Here is a 13,685-nt window from a genome sequence, read left to right on the forward strand (position 1 = left end):
AAAGGCGATCGGTGACCGCCGGCCGGTCACGGGCGCCCGCCCGGCGTCAGCTCCTGCATACACATCCTGAACTCGGCACGTACCTCACTGACGGGGATCCCCATGAATGTCGAAGAAACCGGGCTTCCGGGAATCGGCCTGCGGCACGACTTCTCGACCCGCGCCGGCCGGCGGGTCGGTGTGGTGTCGCATCACAGCGGCCGCCGCGTCCTGGTGGTCTATGACGCCCAGGATCCCGATTCCTGCGCCGAGTCGATAAACCTGACTCCTGAGGAGAGCGATGTGCTGTCCGAACTACTTGGTGCTCCCCACATCGTCGAGAAGCTGGCCGACATCAGCCGGGCGTTCGCCGGCCTCGTAGGCGACCAGATCACGATCGTCGCCGGGTCGCCCTACGACGGACGACTGCTCGGCGACACCAGGGCCAGGACCCGTACCGGCGCGTCGATCGTGGCCGTGGTCCGCGACCGCCAGGTACTCGCCTCGCCGCGGCCGGACTTCAGGCTCCAGGCCGAGGATGTCGTTGTCGTCGTCGGGACACCGGAGAACACCGCCGCTGTCGGCGAGCTCCTGCGGTCCGGCTGAGGGGCGCCGCGACCATATGCATGATCTTGCCTCGATAATGATGGAGCTGGGCGCTGTCCTGTTCCTGCTCGGCCTCGTCGGCCACGGCGCGGCCCGGTTCGGGATCTCCCCGATTCCCTTCTATCTGCTGTGCGGCCTCGCCTTCGGCCATGGCGGGCTGATCCCGCTCGGCGCGAGCGAGGAGTTCATCGCGATCGGCGCCGAGATCGGCGTCGTGCTCCTGCTGCTCACCCTCGGCCTGGAATACACCGCCGGTGAGCTGCTGGTGGGCCTGCGCCGCAACGCTCCGGCCGGCGGCCTGGACCTCACCCTCAACGCCGCTCCCGGGGTGGCCGCCGCGTTCCTGCTCGGCTGGGACTGGCGCGCGGCGGTCGTGCTCGGCGGTGTCACCGCCATCTCGTCCTCCGGCATCATCGCCAAGGTTCTCGGGGACCTCGGCCGGCTCGGCAACCGGGAGACCCCGGTCGTGTTGTCGGTGCTCGTCCTCGAGGACCTCGCGATGGCGGTCTACCTGCCCGTCCTGACCGCGCTGCTGGCCGGCACGACGTTCGCCGGTGCGGCGCAGTCGCTCGCGATCGCGCTCGGCGCCATGGTCGGCGTCCTGTATCTCGCGCTGCGACACAGCGCGCGGGTGACCAGGCTGGTCTACAACCCGACGTCCGACCGCAACGACGAGATCATCCTGCTGCGCGCGCTGGGCCTGGCGCTGCTCGTCGCGGGAGTGGCCCAGCAGGTGCAGGTGTCGGCCGCGGTCGGCGCCTTCCTCGTGGGCATCGCGCTGTCCGGCCCGGTGGCCGAAGGCGCGCGGGAGGTGCTGACCCCGCTGCGCGACCTGTTCGCCGCCGTCTTCTTCGTGTTCTTCGGCCTGCAGTCCGACCCGGCGCAGATCCCGTCGGCGCTGCTGCCGGCGCTGGGGCTGGCGGCCGCGGGCATCGCCACGAAGACGTTCACGGGCTGGTGGGCGGCGCGGCGCTCCGGCATCGCCACGATGGGACGCTTCCGTGCCGGTGCGGCACTGATCGCGCGCGGCGAGTTCTCCATCGTCATCGCCGGCCTCGCGGTCGCCTCCGACGTCGAGCCCCGGCTCGGGCCGCTCGCGGCCAGCTATGTGCTGCTGATGGCGATCATCGGCCCGGTGGCAGCCCGTGTCGTCGAGCCGCTCACCCGGGCCGCACTGCGCCGCCGGCGCGGCCCCCACGCGGCGACCGGTTCAGCTCCCACGATCAGATCAGCCCCGGCGACTGCCTCGCTCGCCGTGACCAGCCCGGTCGCGGTGGCTGGCCCGCTTCCTCCAGAACCGCGCGGCCCGCTGTCGGTCGAGGGCGCCGCCGAGCCGGCCGCGGCCGGCCGGGACGATCCGGCTGATCGGCCACAGTCCCAACGGGACACCGTGCGCGACTGACTCCGGCCCCAGGCGCCGGCCCGCGGCACGTCCGTCGAGGGCGTGACCGCGGTCGGCGCTCGGGCCGCGATGCCGGCGACCAGCACGATCACCGAGCCGTCGGGGAAGAACCCGGCACCACTGGCTCGAGCCACGCCTGAACCACCGGCTCCCCGAAGCCACAGCCCGAAGGTCTGAGGATTCCGCTGCTTCTGCCGCTGTCTCCGAGCAAGAACTAAGGATTTTGGCTGCTACAGCAACCAAAATCCTTCAGTCTTGCGGATCGTCAAAGGATTCCGCGTCCCACTTTTCCGACTTGGCGTGAATTGCAAACGCTGCGCGGCGATGCCGGACCCCGGTGGGTCACCATGTGGCAGGTGGACGCGGACCGCCAGATCAATATCGGTGGCCCCGGATCCGCCGCTTCTAGAGATTTTGCTAGGCACTCCCCCACAACCACAATTCTCAGGTCCCGCTCGGCAGCCCGAAGCCGCAGCCCGAGGCTCTGAACGCCGCCACGGCTAACGGAGGACCGGTGGGCCGTCGGCGAGGTAGTCGTGGATGCGCGCGAGATTGCTCTCCTGTATCTCCAACTGGTCGAGCGTGGCGAGGTCATGGAAGCCGACCGCGGTCGACTCCTCGCTGACCTGCACCGATCCGCCCGTGATGGTGCAGGCGCAGCAGATGTTGAACTGCTGACGGATCTCACCGTTGTCGTAGGCGAATACGTGATGCGGGTCGGAGTAGATACCGATGATGCGGTCGATCCTGACGTCGAACCCGGTCTCCTCCTTCGTCTCCCGGATGACGCAGTTCGCGAACGACTCGCCAATGTCCATCTGCCCACCGGGAAGGGCCCATTTCCCGGTGTCGGCGCGCCGCTGCAGCAGGATCCGGCCCTCGCCATCGACCACCACGGCAGATCCCCCGACGACCAGGGAGTTCGCGGCGGGAGCGTCAGGGTCGTGGTAGTAGTCAACGCGTCCCATCAGGCAATACCTCCTGGTCTCGACAGGCCGTTCGGCCGAGCGGCGGCCGCCCGGCATCCCTGCGCCGCAGGTCTCACTATGGCGACGGCCGGGCCGCATCCGCACGGGAACGCACCAGAAGCCCACGCAAAGTCACCAGACCTACCGGCCCACCGAGACGGGGCTCCTTTCCTGCGACATCGACCCTGCCAGGAGATCCCAGCGGGGCTACCATCGTCGGAGGATGCGCCGAAACCCGCGCGCGGCCGACCGTTTCGTGGAGGGGTCATGCCCGACCTGGGTGCACCGGAAATTCTGATCATCGCGATCGTCGTGCTGGTGTTGTTCGGGTCGAAGAGGCTCCCGGATGCGGCACGTTCCCTCGGCCGCTCGATGCGGATCTTCAAGTCCGAGGTGAAGGGCCTCCGCGAGGACGACCACAGCGAGCCCGCACCGGTGGCCACCGCACCGGCCGTCGCCACTGCGGCACCTGTCGCCCCAGCGGCAGTGCCCGACGCCGCGACCCCGGCCGCAGGCGAGGCAACCCCCTCAGCCGCCGCCAGGTAGCACCAGCAGCGCTGGGCCAGCGGAGCAGCGCCGAGGAAGCCGGCGCTGCAGAACGCCAGAGGCACACAGGTCAGACAACGGACACAGGGGCACGCAGCGGTATGGACGCACCGAGCGGAATCATCAGTGCGATCGTCACCGGGCTCGTCATCGGGGTGCTCGGCCGCCTCGTGGTTCCCGGGCGGCAGGCCATCGGCTGCCTCATGACGATCCTGGTCGGCCTGATCGGCGCCGCCGGCGGCCTGGCCATCGCGAACGCCATCGACGCCGCCTGGCTGCTGACACTCCTGCTGCAGATCGGCGTCGCCGCCGTACTGGTGCTGATCACCGCGTCGGCCACCGGCCGCAACCAGTAGACACAGCTCAGCCGGCGCGGATGGTGAGGCGGCGGCAGCCGCCGAGCCAGGCCATCGTCACTTCGATCTTCCACTGGTGGCGGCCGAGCTTCTCGCTGGACTCGATGCCCGTGCTTGTCGCCGCGCAGCTTGCCCGGCTTGCGGCGCCGCGCACCGCGCCGGGAACGGACCGCAGGGATCCCGGTGACCAGCGGGATCAGGGCTTGGCCGTCGTGAAGAACGAGGGCAACAGAGGCTCCACGAGCTCCCAGAGCTCATCCGGTACCAGCCTCAGGGCAAGGTGGTCACTCACCCCTCAGATCAGCAAGAAGATCCACTATGCCACGAGAGACACGCTCTCAAGAAATCGATATCCGCTCGTGGCAAAGATTCGCAACGTGCAGGCGAAGGTCCTCCAGACTCTGAAATGAGCCCGGATTAAACTGAAAACGCAACTTCCACCCTGTCGCATTCATTCCTTCTGCAGTGACCGCTATTTCAAACTCATACGTTCCGGGGTCATCCAGGTACCATCGCCGATCCAGCGGGGCACCCGAAGGCCGCTCTTGAGAGTCCGGTATCGTGGCAGCAAGCAGTGCGAACCTCGGCGGTTCACTACGACTATCAACTATATAACTCAAAAAGTCCAACCTACGCCAAGACCCGGGGGGAATGTCGACCTTTCGGTCGTCTTGCCCAGTCCACCGGAATGACCTATCTGGAATATGGAAGCCGTTGACAGCATTCTCGGGACGCCGCGCCCTCAGAAGTAACACTTCCACGTTTCTGGCCGTTTCTTTATTCACCTCGGCATAGACACGAATCCGGTAGGTCAGACAAGTTAAATCCTCTAACTCTGTCGCCGAGACATCCTGATCAAGGTAGTCATCAGAGAAATCCAGCGACAGAACCGGACGCCTTCTTTCAACGAGGGTGATTTGCAGGAAAAGCGCGAGCCAAACCGCAGCTACGGTACCGACAGCGCCTATCAGAGCAGCAGCCACCCCAAGCCAATCCCGTACAGCTGTCGACACGGCGCTTGGCTTCCTCCTCGAGATCAACACCATTTCACAAAATCCGATCCTACACCCAAGAAGAGAAGAAAGTGGGACACTTGCCCCTGGGGGCGAACGCACGCGGTCAGCGTTGTTGAACTTGTACTCCAAGAGCTGTGACCACCTGTAGGCCTCCACGGACAGTGCGCGGGCCTACAGAACAGATTGGTCGAGTCGTGCCTGTGTGCGATCGAGGATCAACAACAGGACTGCCCCCGGGGCAGGTCCTGGCCTGGCCATTCTGGCGGGTCGTGTTCCCCGCTGGACGCCAGATGGTCTGACGTGACGCCGGCGGCGCTACGACGGGCACCGGCGGATCTCGGCAAGGTCACACTCCACCATCCTGCAACCGGTGGAGATGCCGGCCTCTCCACCCTCCATCGACCGGCAAACAGTCCGCCGGAATTTAGAAAACGGACCACGCCAGTGGCTACTGGAGGCGAGAATCGCAGGTCGGGCAGCGGTCCTGGCGGTACCGGAGGTCGCCCCGCCGGATCCGGTCCGGATCTCGCGCTCCAGGCCGCAGGCAGCCGGCCGAAGCACGCCTGACGGCCGGGGTGGCGCTGGACTGGTCAGGGGGCCGAGGGCCGGTAACTTACGGAGATGGCAACCGGGACTCAGCCTGATCTGGCTTTGGAGAGCACCGCCTGGGATCTTGGGCCGCTGCTCGGCGGCCAGGGCGAGGAGAGCATCGACGGGCAGCTCGCCGACGCCCAGGCACGCGCCGAGGCGTTCGCGGGGCGCCACGCGGGCCAGGTCGCCGCGTTGGACGGGCCGGGGCTGGTCGCCGCGATCGGCGAGCTGACCGCGATCTACGAGCTGATCGGGCGGGCGGGCAGCTACGCGTCGCTGCGGTTCTCCACCGACACGGCCGATCCCGGCCGGGGTGCGCTGATGCAGAAGGTGCGGGAACGCTCGACCGCGATCGAGACCACCCTGCTGTTCTTCGGCCTGGAGTGGGCGGCGCTGGACGACGATGCGGCCGAGCGGCTGCTCGCCGCGGACGGCCTCGACCAGGCCCGCCACTACCTGCGGACGGAACGGCGCTACCGCCCCTACCTGCTCAGTGAGCCGGAGGAGAAGCTGCTCACCGAGAAGTCGGTGACCGGCCGGGCGGCGTGGAGCCGGCTGTTCTCCGAGCAGGTCTCGGCGATCGAGGTCGGCGCGGGTGGGGCAGGCGCAGCGGGCGGCGCTGGTGGGGCGGGCGATGCGGGGGCCGGTGGAGAGGCACTCGACGTCGCGCTGAGCCGGCTGGCGTCCAGTGACCGTGAGGTCCGGCGTGCGACCGCCGAGGCGGTCACCGCAGCGCTGGCGCCGGGGCTGCGCACCCGCGCCTACATCTTCAACACGCTGATCCACGACAAGGCGGTGAACGACCGGCTGCGCGGCTATCCCACCTGGCTGACCAGCCGCAACCTGGCGAACGAGGTGTCGGACGAGTCCGTCCAGGCGCTCGTCGCCGCCGTCCGGGAGCGGTACGACATCCCGCAGCGGTGGTATCGGCTCAAGGCGCGGATTCTCGGACTGCCCCGGCTCGCCGACTATGACCGGATGGCCGCGGTCACGACCGCGGACGAGCAGTTCGGCTGGGAGCAGTCACGCGATCTGGTGCTCGACTCCTTCGGCGCGTTCTCACCGGAGATGGCCCGCCAGGCCCGCCGGTTCTTCGACGAGAACTGGATCGACGCACCGGTGCGGCCGGGTAAGCGGGGAGGCGCGTTCGCGAGCTCGGCGGTGCCGACGGTCCATCCGTACGTCATGCTGAACTTCACCTCACGGCGCCGGGACGTGCTGACCCTCGCGCACGAACTGGGCCACGGAATTCATTTCTCGCTCGCCGCGAAGCAGGGGATCCTGCAGCAGAACACACCGCTGACCGTGGCCGAGACGGCGTCGGTGTTCGGCGAGACGATCGTGTTCAACCGGCTGTTGGCGCAGACGTCCGACCCCGAGCAGCGGCTGGCGCTGCTGGCGGAGGCGGTCGAGGGGGCGATCGCCACCGTCTTCCGCCAGATCGCGATGAACCAGTTCGAGCAGACCGTCCACACACAGCGGCGGACCGCGGGCGAGCTGTCCGTCGACGGTTTCAACGAGGCCTGGGTGGCGAGCCAGCGGGAGCTGCTCGGCGACTCGGTGGAGCTCACCGAGGGGTACCGGACGTGGTGGAGCTACGTCCCGCACTTCATCGGCACGCCGGGCTATGTGTACGCCTACGCGTACGGGCAGCTGCTGGCACTGTCGGTGTACCAGCGCTACGTCGAGGACGGTGCCGCGTTCGTGCCGCACTACCTGGAGATGCTCGCCGCCGGCGGGTCACGCTCCCCGGAGGAGCTGGGCCGCATCGTCGGCATCGACCTCGCCGACCCGGGGTTCTGGTCGGCCGGGCTCGACCTCGTCGAGGGCCAGCTACAGGCCGCCGAGTCGGCCGCCCACGACGCCGGGCGGATCGCACCGGCCTGAGCCTGGCGCCTGCCCGGCAGTGGCGTCAGCCGATCCGGCCGGCCGGTGCCGGGCACGCGGCGGGGGGCGCGTCCGCGAAGCCGGTCGCCAGGTACCCGTCGCGGCCTGGTACCAGGGTCACCCGGACTCTGGACCGGATGCCGACCTCCCCGGTCGGAACCGCCAGCCGGAGCTTCTCCCGCGCGGTCTCGTCGACACAGCTGTCCACCGCGATGCTGCCGCCCTGCTCGGACACCGAGGTCACGAGCAGGTGCACCGGGCCCCGGGTGGAGCGGCCCGCGTCCCCCCGGAGCAGGTCGACCAGGCTCATCAGGCTGCTCATGAAGCTCGAGTCCACCCGGGCCTGCAGCGCACGCAGATCCGGGCGGTCGCTTTCCTGGATGCCGGTGAACGCGGCCCAGAAGGCGAGATGATCACGCAGGACGGGGCTGTTCGGGTCCACCCCGGCCGCGATCGTCAGCTGCACGGAACCCGCGCTGCCCGCGGCGGTGCCGGCCGGCGCCGGGGCGTCCTCCTGGCCACCGGCGCGAGCCGGGGATCCGGCGCCGTCCCAGGAGGTGAGCGGCGCGAGCGCGGAGACGAGCTGGCGGTCGGTGGGGGCGCTGAACACCTCGGCGCCCGCCCACGCGACCTTGACCGAGGTCGGGCAGCCGGCGGCCGCCGGGTCGACCGGCAGTGTGGCGACGACCGCGCCGGTGTGTGCCTCGCGCACGGTGATCAGGTAGGAGGTGCGGAAGAACGGCACCTCGTCGACGGCGCCGATGTCGAACCGGCAGATGATGTCGGTGGGTTTCCGCCTGTCCCGCTCGGCACACGCCACCAGCTGGGTCCGCGCGATCGGGGCCCCGAACGCCGCCCGCTCCTGCTGGTCCGTGTCGGCCAGCAGGCGGATCGACAGTTTCGGGCCGGTGGGGTCGTTCCCCTGCGGCTGGCTGAACACCGTCACCGGATGCGGGCCCGGCCCCGCGTAGGGCGGCGCGCCGGTCAGGGCGACGTCGCCGTCGCAGACGTCGCCCAGGGTGCCCCGGTCGACCGGTCCGTCAACAGCGCGTGCCGCCGCGCCGTCGGTCCCGGCCCCACCATCACCGGATCCCTGGCCTGCGCAGGCGACGGAGCACCCGATCACCATTCCGGTGACAGCCACCGACACCCATCGCCGCATGCCTGATTCCCACCTCACGTGTCTCACCCGACGGCGGCGATGTCCAACCGGCAGTTCGATACCCGGCAGGCACAAAGCGCCCCAGAAAACAGTCCCCCGTGGAAAAGGCCTCGCGCCGACAACGGCACGACCCGCATTTCCCGCACCCTACCGGCAGGAGAGGCAGGCGGCCCGTCCCGGTCTCGACATCGGGGATTCCCCCGCGCCTGTTGGGCACCGAAAGATGTGACGGCCCAACTGTTGTCAGTCGGCGCTTTCCCTGCCGGCAGCGACATGCTCAGTCAATTCATTCACAACGCGGGAACTGGCGTGTCGACGCCGGCACCTGGCCCGACGGCCGGCGTAGGCGGAGGCGGAGGCTCAGAGCATCGGGCAGAGCGTGGCGAGGAATTCGGTGGTCCGGCGGCGGGACTCGACCCGGGCCGCCAGGTCCGCGCCGAGCGGGATCACCCGGGCGCCGAGGTCGGTGACACCGGCGTCGCGGTAGCGGCGCAGGCGGTCGAGGATCGCCGCCTCGTCGCCGGCGGCCATGACGTCGCCGATGCCGCGGGCGTCGCCCTGCTCCAGCAGCCGCAGGTAGTTCGGGGAGAGCTCGGCATGCCCGAGGGTCTGTTCGGCGTGCTCGCGGGCCGCGTCCACCTCACCCGGTGCGCACAGCGCCACCGGCACGCCGGCGACGATCCGCGGGGCCGGCCGGCCGGCGGCCTCGGCGGCCTTCGCCAGCCGCGGCGCGACATGGTCGGCGATGGCCCGCTCGTCCGCCATCCACAGGATGGTGCCGGACGCCTGGCCCCCGGCCAGTCCCAGCATCACCGGCGCAAGGGCCGCGAGCAGGATGGACGGCGGCGCGGTCGCGGCCGGGTCGAGGACGTCGAGCGGGCTGTGCACCCGGTAGCTGTCGTTCTCGACGTCGACGCGCCCCGCTCCGGCGAACGCCGCGTTCAGTACCTCCAGGTAGTCGCGCACCAGGCGGGCGGGACGCTCGTAGGGCAGGCCCAGCTGCTCGGTCACGATCCAGTGGTGCGACGGCCCGAGCCCCAGCGTGAACCGGCCGCCACAGGCGGCCTGGGTGGACAGCACCTGCTGGGCCATCGCGACGGGGTGGCGGGTCTGGATCGGCACGACCGCGGTGCCCAGCTCGATCCGGCTGGTCGCCTGGCCCATCAGCGTGACGGCGGTCAGCGCGTCGAAGTAGCCGGGGACCTGCGGCACCCACATCGAGGTGAAGCCGAGCTCCTCGGCCTGGCGCGCATCGGCGGCGAGGTTCGCCGCCCGGTCCCGGGCGGGCCGGTCGCGGTCCGAACCGATCATCGTCCCGATGCGCATCGTGGCAGCCCCTCCAGTGGATCGGCGGCAGATCACCCGTCCGCCGGCACCCGTCGGCAGCCGCCGGCGGGACGAAGCGCTTCGGACGATACCGAGACGATCACTCACACGGGGTGGGTCCGCGGCCGGGTCGGCGCCGGGGCTGCGGCCGGCGCCGACCCGGCCGCGGCCTACTTCAGTCCGGAACGGACGAAGGCGCTCACCACGTGGCGCTGCAGCATCAGGTAGATGGCGAAGATGGGCAGGCACGCCAGGCCCGACCCGGCCATGAGACCGCCCCAGTCGGGGCCCTCGACACCGACGAACAGCCCGCGCAGGCCGAGCTGGACGACGGACTCGGCCCGCTGCAGCACCAGCGCCGGCCAGAAGTAGTCGTTCCAGGCGTTGATGAACAGCACGATCGCGAGCGCGGCGAGCGGGGCCCGCAGGTTCGGCACGATGACCGTCCACAGGATGGACCAGGCCGAGCGGCCGTCGATGCGGGCGGCGTCGATCAGGTCCCGGGGGAAGCTGGCCATGTGCTGGCGCAGCAGGAGGACGCCGAGCGCGGACACCAGGTTCGGGATGATCACGCCGGGTAGCACGTTGAGCAGGCCCAGGCGGTACAGCAAGGTGTAGTTCGGCAGCATCGTCACCTGGAACGGGACGAGCCAGGTGCCGACGAACGCCAGGTACAGCAGCGTCTGGCCGCGGAACTTCCAGGCGGTGAAGGCGTAGGCGGCGAGGAGCCCGACCAGCATCTGGCCGACCGCGACGGCCAGCGCCACCAGGAACGTGTTGAGGATCAGCTGGCCCATCGGCAGGACGTCGGTGACGTGCGTGTAGTTGCCGATGGACAGCGGCCAGGGGAACAGGGTGACGTTGTAGACCTCGTCCGGCCGGCGCAGCGAGGTGGCGTACATCCAGTAGATCGGGAAGATGCAGAACAGGCTCAGCCCGGCCAGCACGCCGTGCCCGACGACCGCGCGCACCCGGTCACGCCAGCCGCTCTCCCCCGCAGGGCCGTCGTCGCCGGAGCGGCCGGAGCGGCCGGTCGCCGCCCGTGCCGACACCCGCCGTGGCGCGGGCGCGTCAGGCGTGGCCGGTGTGGACGGCGGGCCTGCCGGGGCCGGCATCGCCGTGTCGGCCGCTGCCATGGGGGGCTCCCTTCGAGGGCGTTCGGTGGTGTTCGGGACTGTTCGGGGGCGTTCGGGATGACGTCGCGGCCGCGGGGGACCGTCAGGACTCGTGGAACGTCAGGAGTCGTGGAACGTCAGGCGGTCGGAGAGGCGGATCAGCCCGACCGCGATCACACCGAAGGCGACGAAGAACAGCAGTCCCGCGGCGCTGGCGAAGCCGGTGTCGAAGTTCTGGAAGCCGTACTCCCAGAGCAGGTAGTAGACGTTCGTGGTCTGCGAGTCGGGCCCGCCCTGGGTGAGGGTGTCGATCAGCGGGAACGTGAGGGTGCCGGACATCAGAACGGTCATGAGCGCGAGGAAGACCAGCGTCGGCGAGAGCAGCGGCAGGGTGATCCACCGGGTGATCTGCCAGCGGGAGGCCCGGTCGAGCACGGCGGCGTTGCGGTACTCCTCGTCGATGCCCGCCAGCCCCGCGCTGACGACGAGCACGGCGAAGCCGAGCAGGTGCCAGCCGGTGATCACGACGATGGCGATCTGCGCCGGCCGGGTCTCGTGGATCCAGTTGATCTCGACGCCGAGGACCTTGTCGACGGCGCCGCTGTGCGGGTCGAGCATCCACTGCCACAGCGCCGCACCCGCCACCGGCGGCACCAGCACCGGAGCGAAGATCAGAGCGCTGTAGACGGTGCGCCCACGGCCGCCGATCGCGGACGTCCACAGCGCCACGATGGTCGGCAGCACGACGGTGAACAGCATCAGCGCCAGCGTCATCATGGCGGTGATCCACAGTGCTGTCCGCAGCTCGGGCAGGTCCAGCAGCCGGTGGTAGTTGTCCAGCCCGACGTATTCCTTCGGGGTGGTGGGCAGCAGGTTCCAGGAGAAGAACGACAGGTTGAGCGCGGCGGCGAGCGGCCGGTACGTCCAGACCGCCAGGCAGCCGACGGCGGGCAGCAGGAACAGGTAGGGCGTCACGCCCTGCGCCGCTCGCCGGGCGAGCGGCGGCCGGCGCGCCGTGGCGACGGTGGTCGCCCGCGGTATCGCGGCGACCTCGACGAAGGTTCCGGACATTCCTGGTCCTCACGCGTTCTGTTCTGTGCGGTCTGTGTGCCTGTCCGGCAGTCGGTTCTGCGCGGCGGCCGGTTCTGCGCGGCGGCCGGTTCTGCGCGGCGGCCGGAGCGCGGCGCTGGTCCGGCCGATGCTGGTCGCCCCCGGCGGGCGGGACGGCACGCCGGGGGCGACCAGCATCTGGGTTCTCCCAGTGGTTCGTCACCGCGGCCGCCGGTTCACCGACGGCCGCGGGTTCGTCGACGCCGTTCAGGACTTCGGCAGCAGCTTCGTGGCCTCGGCCTGGGCGTCGGTCAGGGTCTTCTTCGGGTCCGCGCCGTTGTAGACGACGTTCTCGACGGCGCCGAGCATCGCGGTGCGGATCTGGACGTAGTCCTTGCCGGGGAAGGACACCCACGGCTTGAGCTTGGCCAGCTGGTCGAGGTTCGGCTTGATCAGCGGGTTCTCGGCGGCCCAGGTCTTGAGGCCGTTCGGGTCGTCCAGCAGGCCGGTGCGCAGCGGCAGGTAGCCGATGCCACTGGTGATCTTCGTGTAGGCGGCGTCGCTGGTCAGGAACTCGATCAGCTCCCAGGCCGCACGCTGCTTCGCCGGGTCCTTGGAGAACATGAACAGGGCGGCACCGGAGTTCGTCGGGACGACGGGCTTGCCGCCGAACGCCGGCATGGTGGTGGCCTTCAGCGTCCACGCCGGCTTGGAGCCGGCCGCGCCCTTGATGAAGACGCCCTGCGCCGAGCTGCTCTCGATGATCATGCCGATCTCACCGCGGGAGAAGGCCGGGTAGGCCTGGTCCTGCGACAGCTTGGGACTGGCGCCCGAGTTCACCAGGTCCTGGGCCATGGTGACGGCCTCGACGGCGGGCGCCTCGGCGAAGGTCATCCTGGTCTTGTCCCCGGAGATCACCGTGCCGCCGTTGGAGGCGACCAGCGCCTGGTAGCACCAGTCACCGGAGACCTTGGTGAGGCAGTCGATGTAGGCGCCCTGCTTGCCGGTCTTGTCCTTGATCGCCAGCGCGGCGGTCTTGAACTCCGCCCAGGTCGTCGGCGGCTTCTCCGGGTCGAGGCCGGCCGCGCGGAACAGGTCGGCGTTGTAGTAGAGCACCGGCGTCGAGAACACGAACGGCACGCCGAAGGTCTTGCCGTCGACGTCACCGAGGGTCTTGGCGGCCGGGGCGAACGGGTGCGTCCCGCCGAAGTTCTCCTGGACGGCGTCGCGCCCGACGATGTCGTCGAGCGGCTTCGCGCCGAGCGACTCGACGGCGTAGTTGAGATCGCCGAAGGTGAGCTGGGCGACGTCGGGGGCGTTGCCGGTGGCCAGCTGCGCCTGGATGCTGGCGGTGGCCGCCGTGCCGAAGCCCTTGAGGGTGGACGTCTGCGGCTTCTGCGCGGTGACCGTGATGTTCGGGTGGCTCTTCTGGAAGTCCGCGACCAGGGCGTCGAAGGTCGGCGTCCAGGAGGCCTGGGCGAGGTTGTAGCTCTCGAAGACGATCGAGACCTTCTGGTCCGGACCGAGTTCCGGTACCGCCTTCACGGTGGGGGAGGCGGGGGACGCCGCGGTCTCGTCGCCGTCGTCCGATCCACACGCGGCGAGGCCGAGTGTCAGCGCGAGGGCGGCAGCGCAGGCGGCTGCCACGCCCCGGGCAGAGCGCCGTCGAATCACGTCTTGC

At 69.8% G+C, this 13,685-nt stretch carries 12 protein-coding genes and 1 pseudogene; 5 read left to right on the forward strand and 8 right to left on the reverse strand.

The genetic code is table 11. The features are described from left to right. The first annotated feature begins 102 nt into the window (after positions 1-102). Together AWX74_RS05300 and AWX74_RS05305 are read left to right on the forward strand one after the other, a co-directional pair. Positions 103-585: a cation:proton antiporter regulatory subunit gene (locus AWX74_RS05300; RefSeq protein ID WP_076824423.1), complete on the forward strand. Its 483-nt coding sequence runs from the start codon at positions 103-105 to the stop codon at positions 583-585. A 16-nt stretch (positions 586-601) separates the two neighbouring features. Continuing rightward, positions 602-1,987, forward strand: a complete 1,386-nt coding sequence (locus AWX74_RS05305) for a cation:proton antiporter (protein WP_091272213.1) — start codon at positions 602-604, stop codon at positions 1,985-1,987. A 500-nt stretch (positions 1,988-2,487) separates the two neighbouring features. Here the strand turns inward: AWX74_RS05305 and AWX74_RS05310 are convergent, their stop codons facing one another. After that, complete coding sequence (locus tag AWX74_RS05310; protein WP_054567343.1) at positions 2,488-2,955, reverse strand: NUDIX domain-containing protein; 468 nt, start codon at positions 2,953-2,955, stop codon at positions 2,488-2,490. Positions 2,956-3,222: 267 nt separating this feature from the next. Here AWX74_RS05310 and tatA point away from each other — a divergent pair, with 267 nt between their 5' ends. Together tatA and AWX74_RS05320 are read left to right on the forward strand one after the other, a co-directional pair. Beyond that, positions 3,223-3,501, forward strand: a complete 279-nt coding sequence (gene tatA, locus AWX74_RS05315) for a Sec-independent protein translocase subunit TatA (protein ID WP_091272214.1) — start codon at positions 3,223-3,225, stop codon at positions 3,499-3,501. 101 nt (positions 3,502-3,602) lie between these two features. Continuing rightward, the gene (locus tag AWX74_RS05320) at positions 3,603-3,857 is read left to right on the forward strand and encodes a GlsB/YeaQ/YmgE family stress response membrane protein (protein ID WP_054567345.1); all 255 of its coding nucleotides are present in this window, start codon (positions 3,603-3,605) and stop codon (positions 3,855-3,857) included. A gap of 113 nt (positions 3,858-3,970) precedes the next feature. On the opposite strand, the pseudogene AWX74_RS42810 reads toward AWX74_RS05320, so the two are convergent. Together AWX74_RS42810 and AWX74_RS39410 are read right to left on the reverse strand one after the other, a co-directional pair. Then, positions 3,971-4,075: pseudogene (locus AWX74_RS42810) on the reverse strand (IS5/IS1182 family transposase); the annotation flags it as partial. A 120-nt stretch (positions 4,076-4,195) separates the two neighbouring features. Then, positions 4,196-4,840, reverse strand: a complete 645-nt coding sequence (locus tag AWX74_RS39410) for a hypothetical protein (protein WP_131799405.1) — start codon at positions 4,838-4,840, stop codon at positions 4,196-4,198. 654 nt (positions 4,841-5,494) lie between these two features. Here AWX74_RS39410 and AWX74_RS05330 point away from each other — a divergent pair. Continuing rightward, on the forward strand, positions 5,495-7,351 hold the full coding sequence (locus AWX74_RS05330) for a M3 family oligoendopeptidase (protein WP_091272215.1): 1,857 nt from the start codon (positions 5,495-5,497) through the stop codon (positions 7,349-7,351). A gap of 25 nt (positions 7,352-7,376) precedes the next feature. Here the strand turns inward: AWX74_RS05330 and AWX74_RS05335 are convergent, their stop codons facing one another. From AWX74_RS05335 to AWX74_RS05360, 5 genes are all read right to left on the reverse strand, one after another. Beyond that, on the reverse strand, positions 7,377-8,513 hold the full coding sequence (locus AWX74_RS05335) for a hypothetical protein (protein ID WP_091272216.1): 1,137 nt from the start codon (positions 8,511-8,513) through the stop codon (positions 7,377-7,379). 360 nt (positions 8,514-8,873) lie between these two features. Beyond that, complete coding sequence (locus AWX74_RS05340; RefSeq protein ID WP_091272217.1) at positions 8,874-9,839, reverse strand: TIGR03564 family F420-dependent LLM class oxidoreductase; 966 nt, start codon at positions 9,837-9,839, stop codon at positions 8,874-8,876. A 170-nt stretch (positions 9,840-10,009) separates the two neighbouring features. Further along, positions 10,010-10,975, reverse strand: a complete 966-nt coding sequence (locus AWX74_RS05345; protein WP_193209668.1) for a carbohydrate ABC transporter permease — start codon at positions 10,973-10,975, stop codon at positions 10,010-10,012. A 99-nt stretch (positions 10,976-11,074) separates the two neighbouring features. Then, on the reverse strand, positions 11,075-12,025 hold the full coding sequence (locus AWX74_RS05350; RefSeq protein WP_091272218.1) for a carbohydrate ABC transporter permease: 951 nt from the start codon (positions 12,023-12,025) through the stop codon (positions 11,075-11,077). A 246-nt stretch (positions 12,026-12,271) separates the two neighbouring features. Continuing rightward, entirely contained in the window at positions 12,272-13,678 is a 1,407-nt protein-coding gene (locus tag AWX74_RS05360) for an ABC transporter substrate-binding protein (RefSeq protein ID WP_091272220.1), read from the reverse strand. Positions 13,679-13,685 lie beyond the last annotated feature (7 nt).

This window comes from Parafrankia irregularis, from assembly GCF_001536285.1.
In the GTDB taxonomy this organism is placed as follows: domain Bacteria; phylum Actinomycetota; class Actinomycetes; order Frankiales; family Frankiaceae; genus Parafrankia; species Parafrankia irregularis.

Excerpts from the sequence above, each read along its gene's own strand:
- AWX74_RS05330 (WP_091272215.1), top strand. The coding sequence starts at position 5,495 with ATGGCAACCGGGACTCAGCCTGATCTGGCTTTGGAGAGCACCGCCTGG.
- AWX74_RS05340 (WP_091272217.1), bottom strand. The coding sequence starts at position 9,839 with ATGCGCATCGGGACGATGATCGGTTCGGACCGCGACCGGCCCGCCCGG.
- AWX74_RS05350 (WP_091272218.1), bottom strand. The coding sequence starts at position 12,025 with ATGTCCGGAACCTTCGTCGAGGTCGCCGCGATACCGCGGGCGACCACC.
- AWX74_RS05335 (WP_091272216.1), bottom strand. The coding sequence starts at position 8,513 with ATGCGGCGATGGGTGTCGGTGGCTGTCACCGGAATGGTGATCGGGTGC.
- tatA (WP_091272214.1), top strand. The coding sequence starts at position 3,223 with ATGCCCGACCTGGGTGCACCGGAAATTCTGATCATCGCGATCGTCGTG.
- AWX74_RS05310 (WP_054567343.1), bottom strand. The coding sequence starts at position 2,955 with ATGGGACGCGTTGACTACTACCACGACCCTGACGCTCCCGCCGCGAAC.
- AWX74_RS05300 (WP_076824423.1), top strand. The coding sequence starts at position 103 with ATGAATGTCGAAGAAACCGGGCTTCCGGGAATCGGCCTGCGGCACGAC.
- AWX74_RS05345 (WP_193209668.1), bottom strand. The coding sequence starts at position 10,975 with ATGGCAGCGGCCGACACGGCGATGCCGGCCCCGGCAGGCCCGCCGTCC.
- AWX74_RS05320 (WP_054567345.1), top strand. The coding sequence starts at position 3,603 with ATGGACGCACCGAGCGGAATCATCAGTGCGATCGTCACCGGGCTCGTC.
- AWX74_RS05305 (WP_091272213.1), top strand. The coding sequence starts at position 602 with ATGCATGATCTTGCCTCGATAATGATGGAGCTGGGCGCTGTCCTGTTC.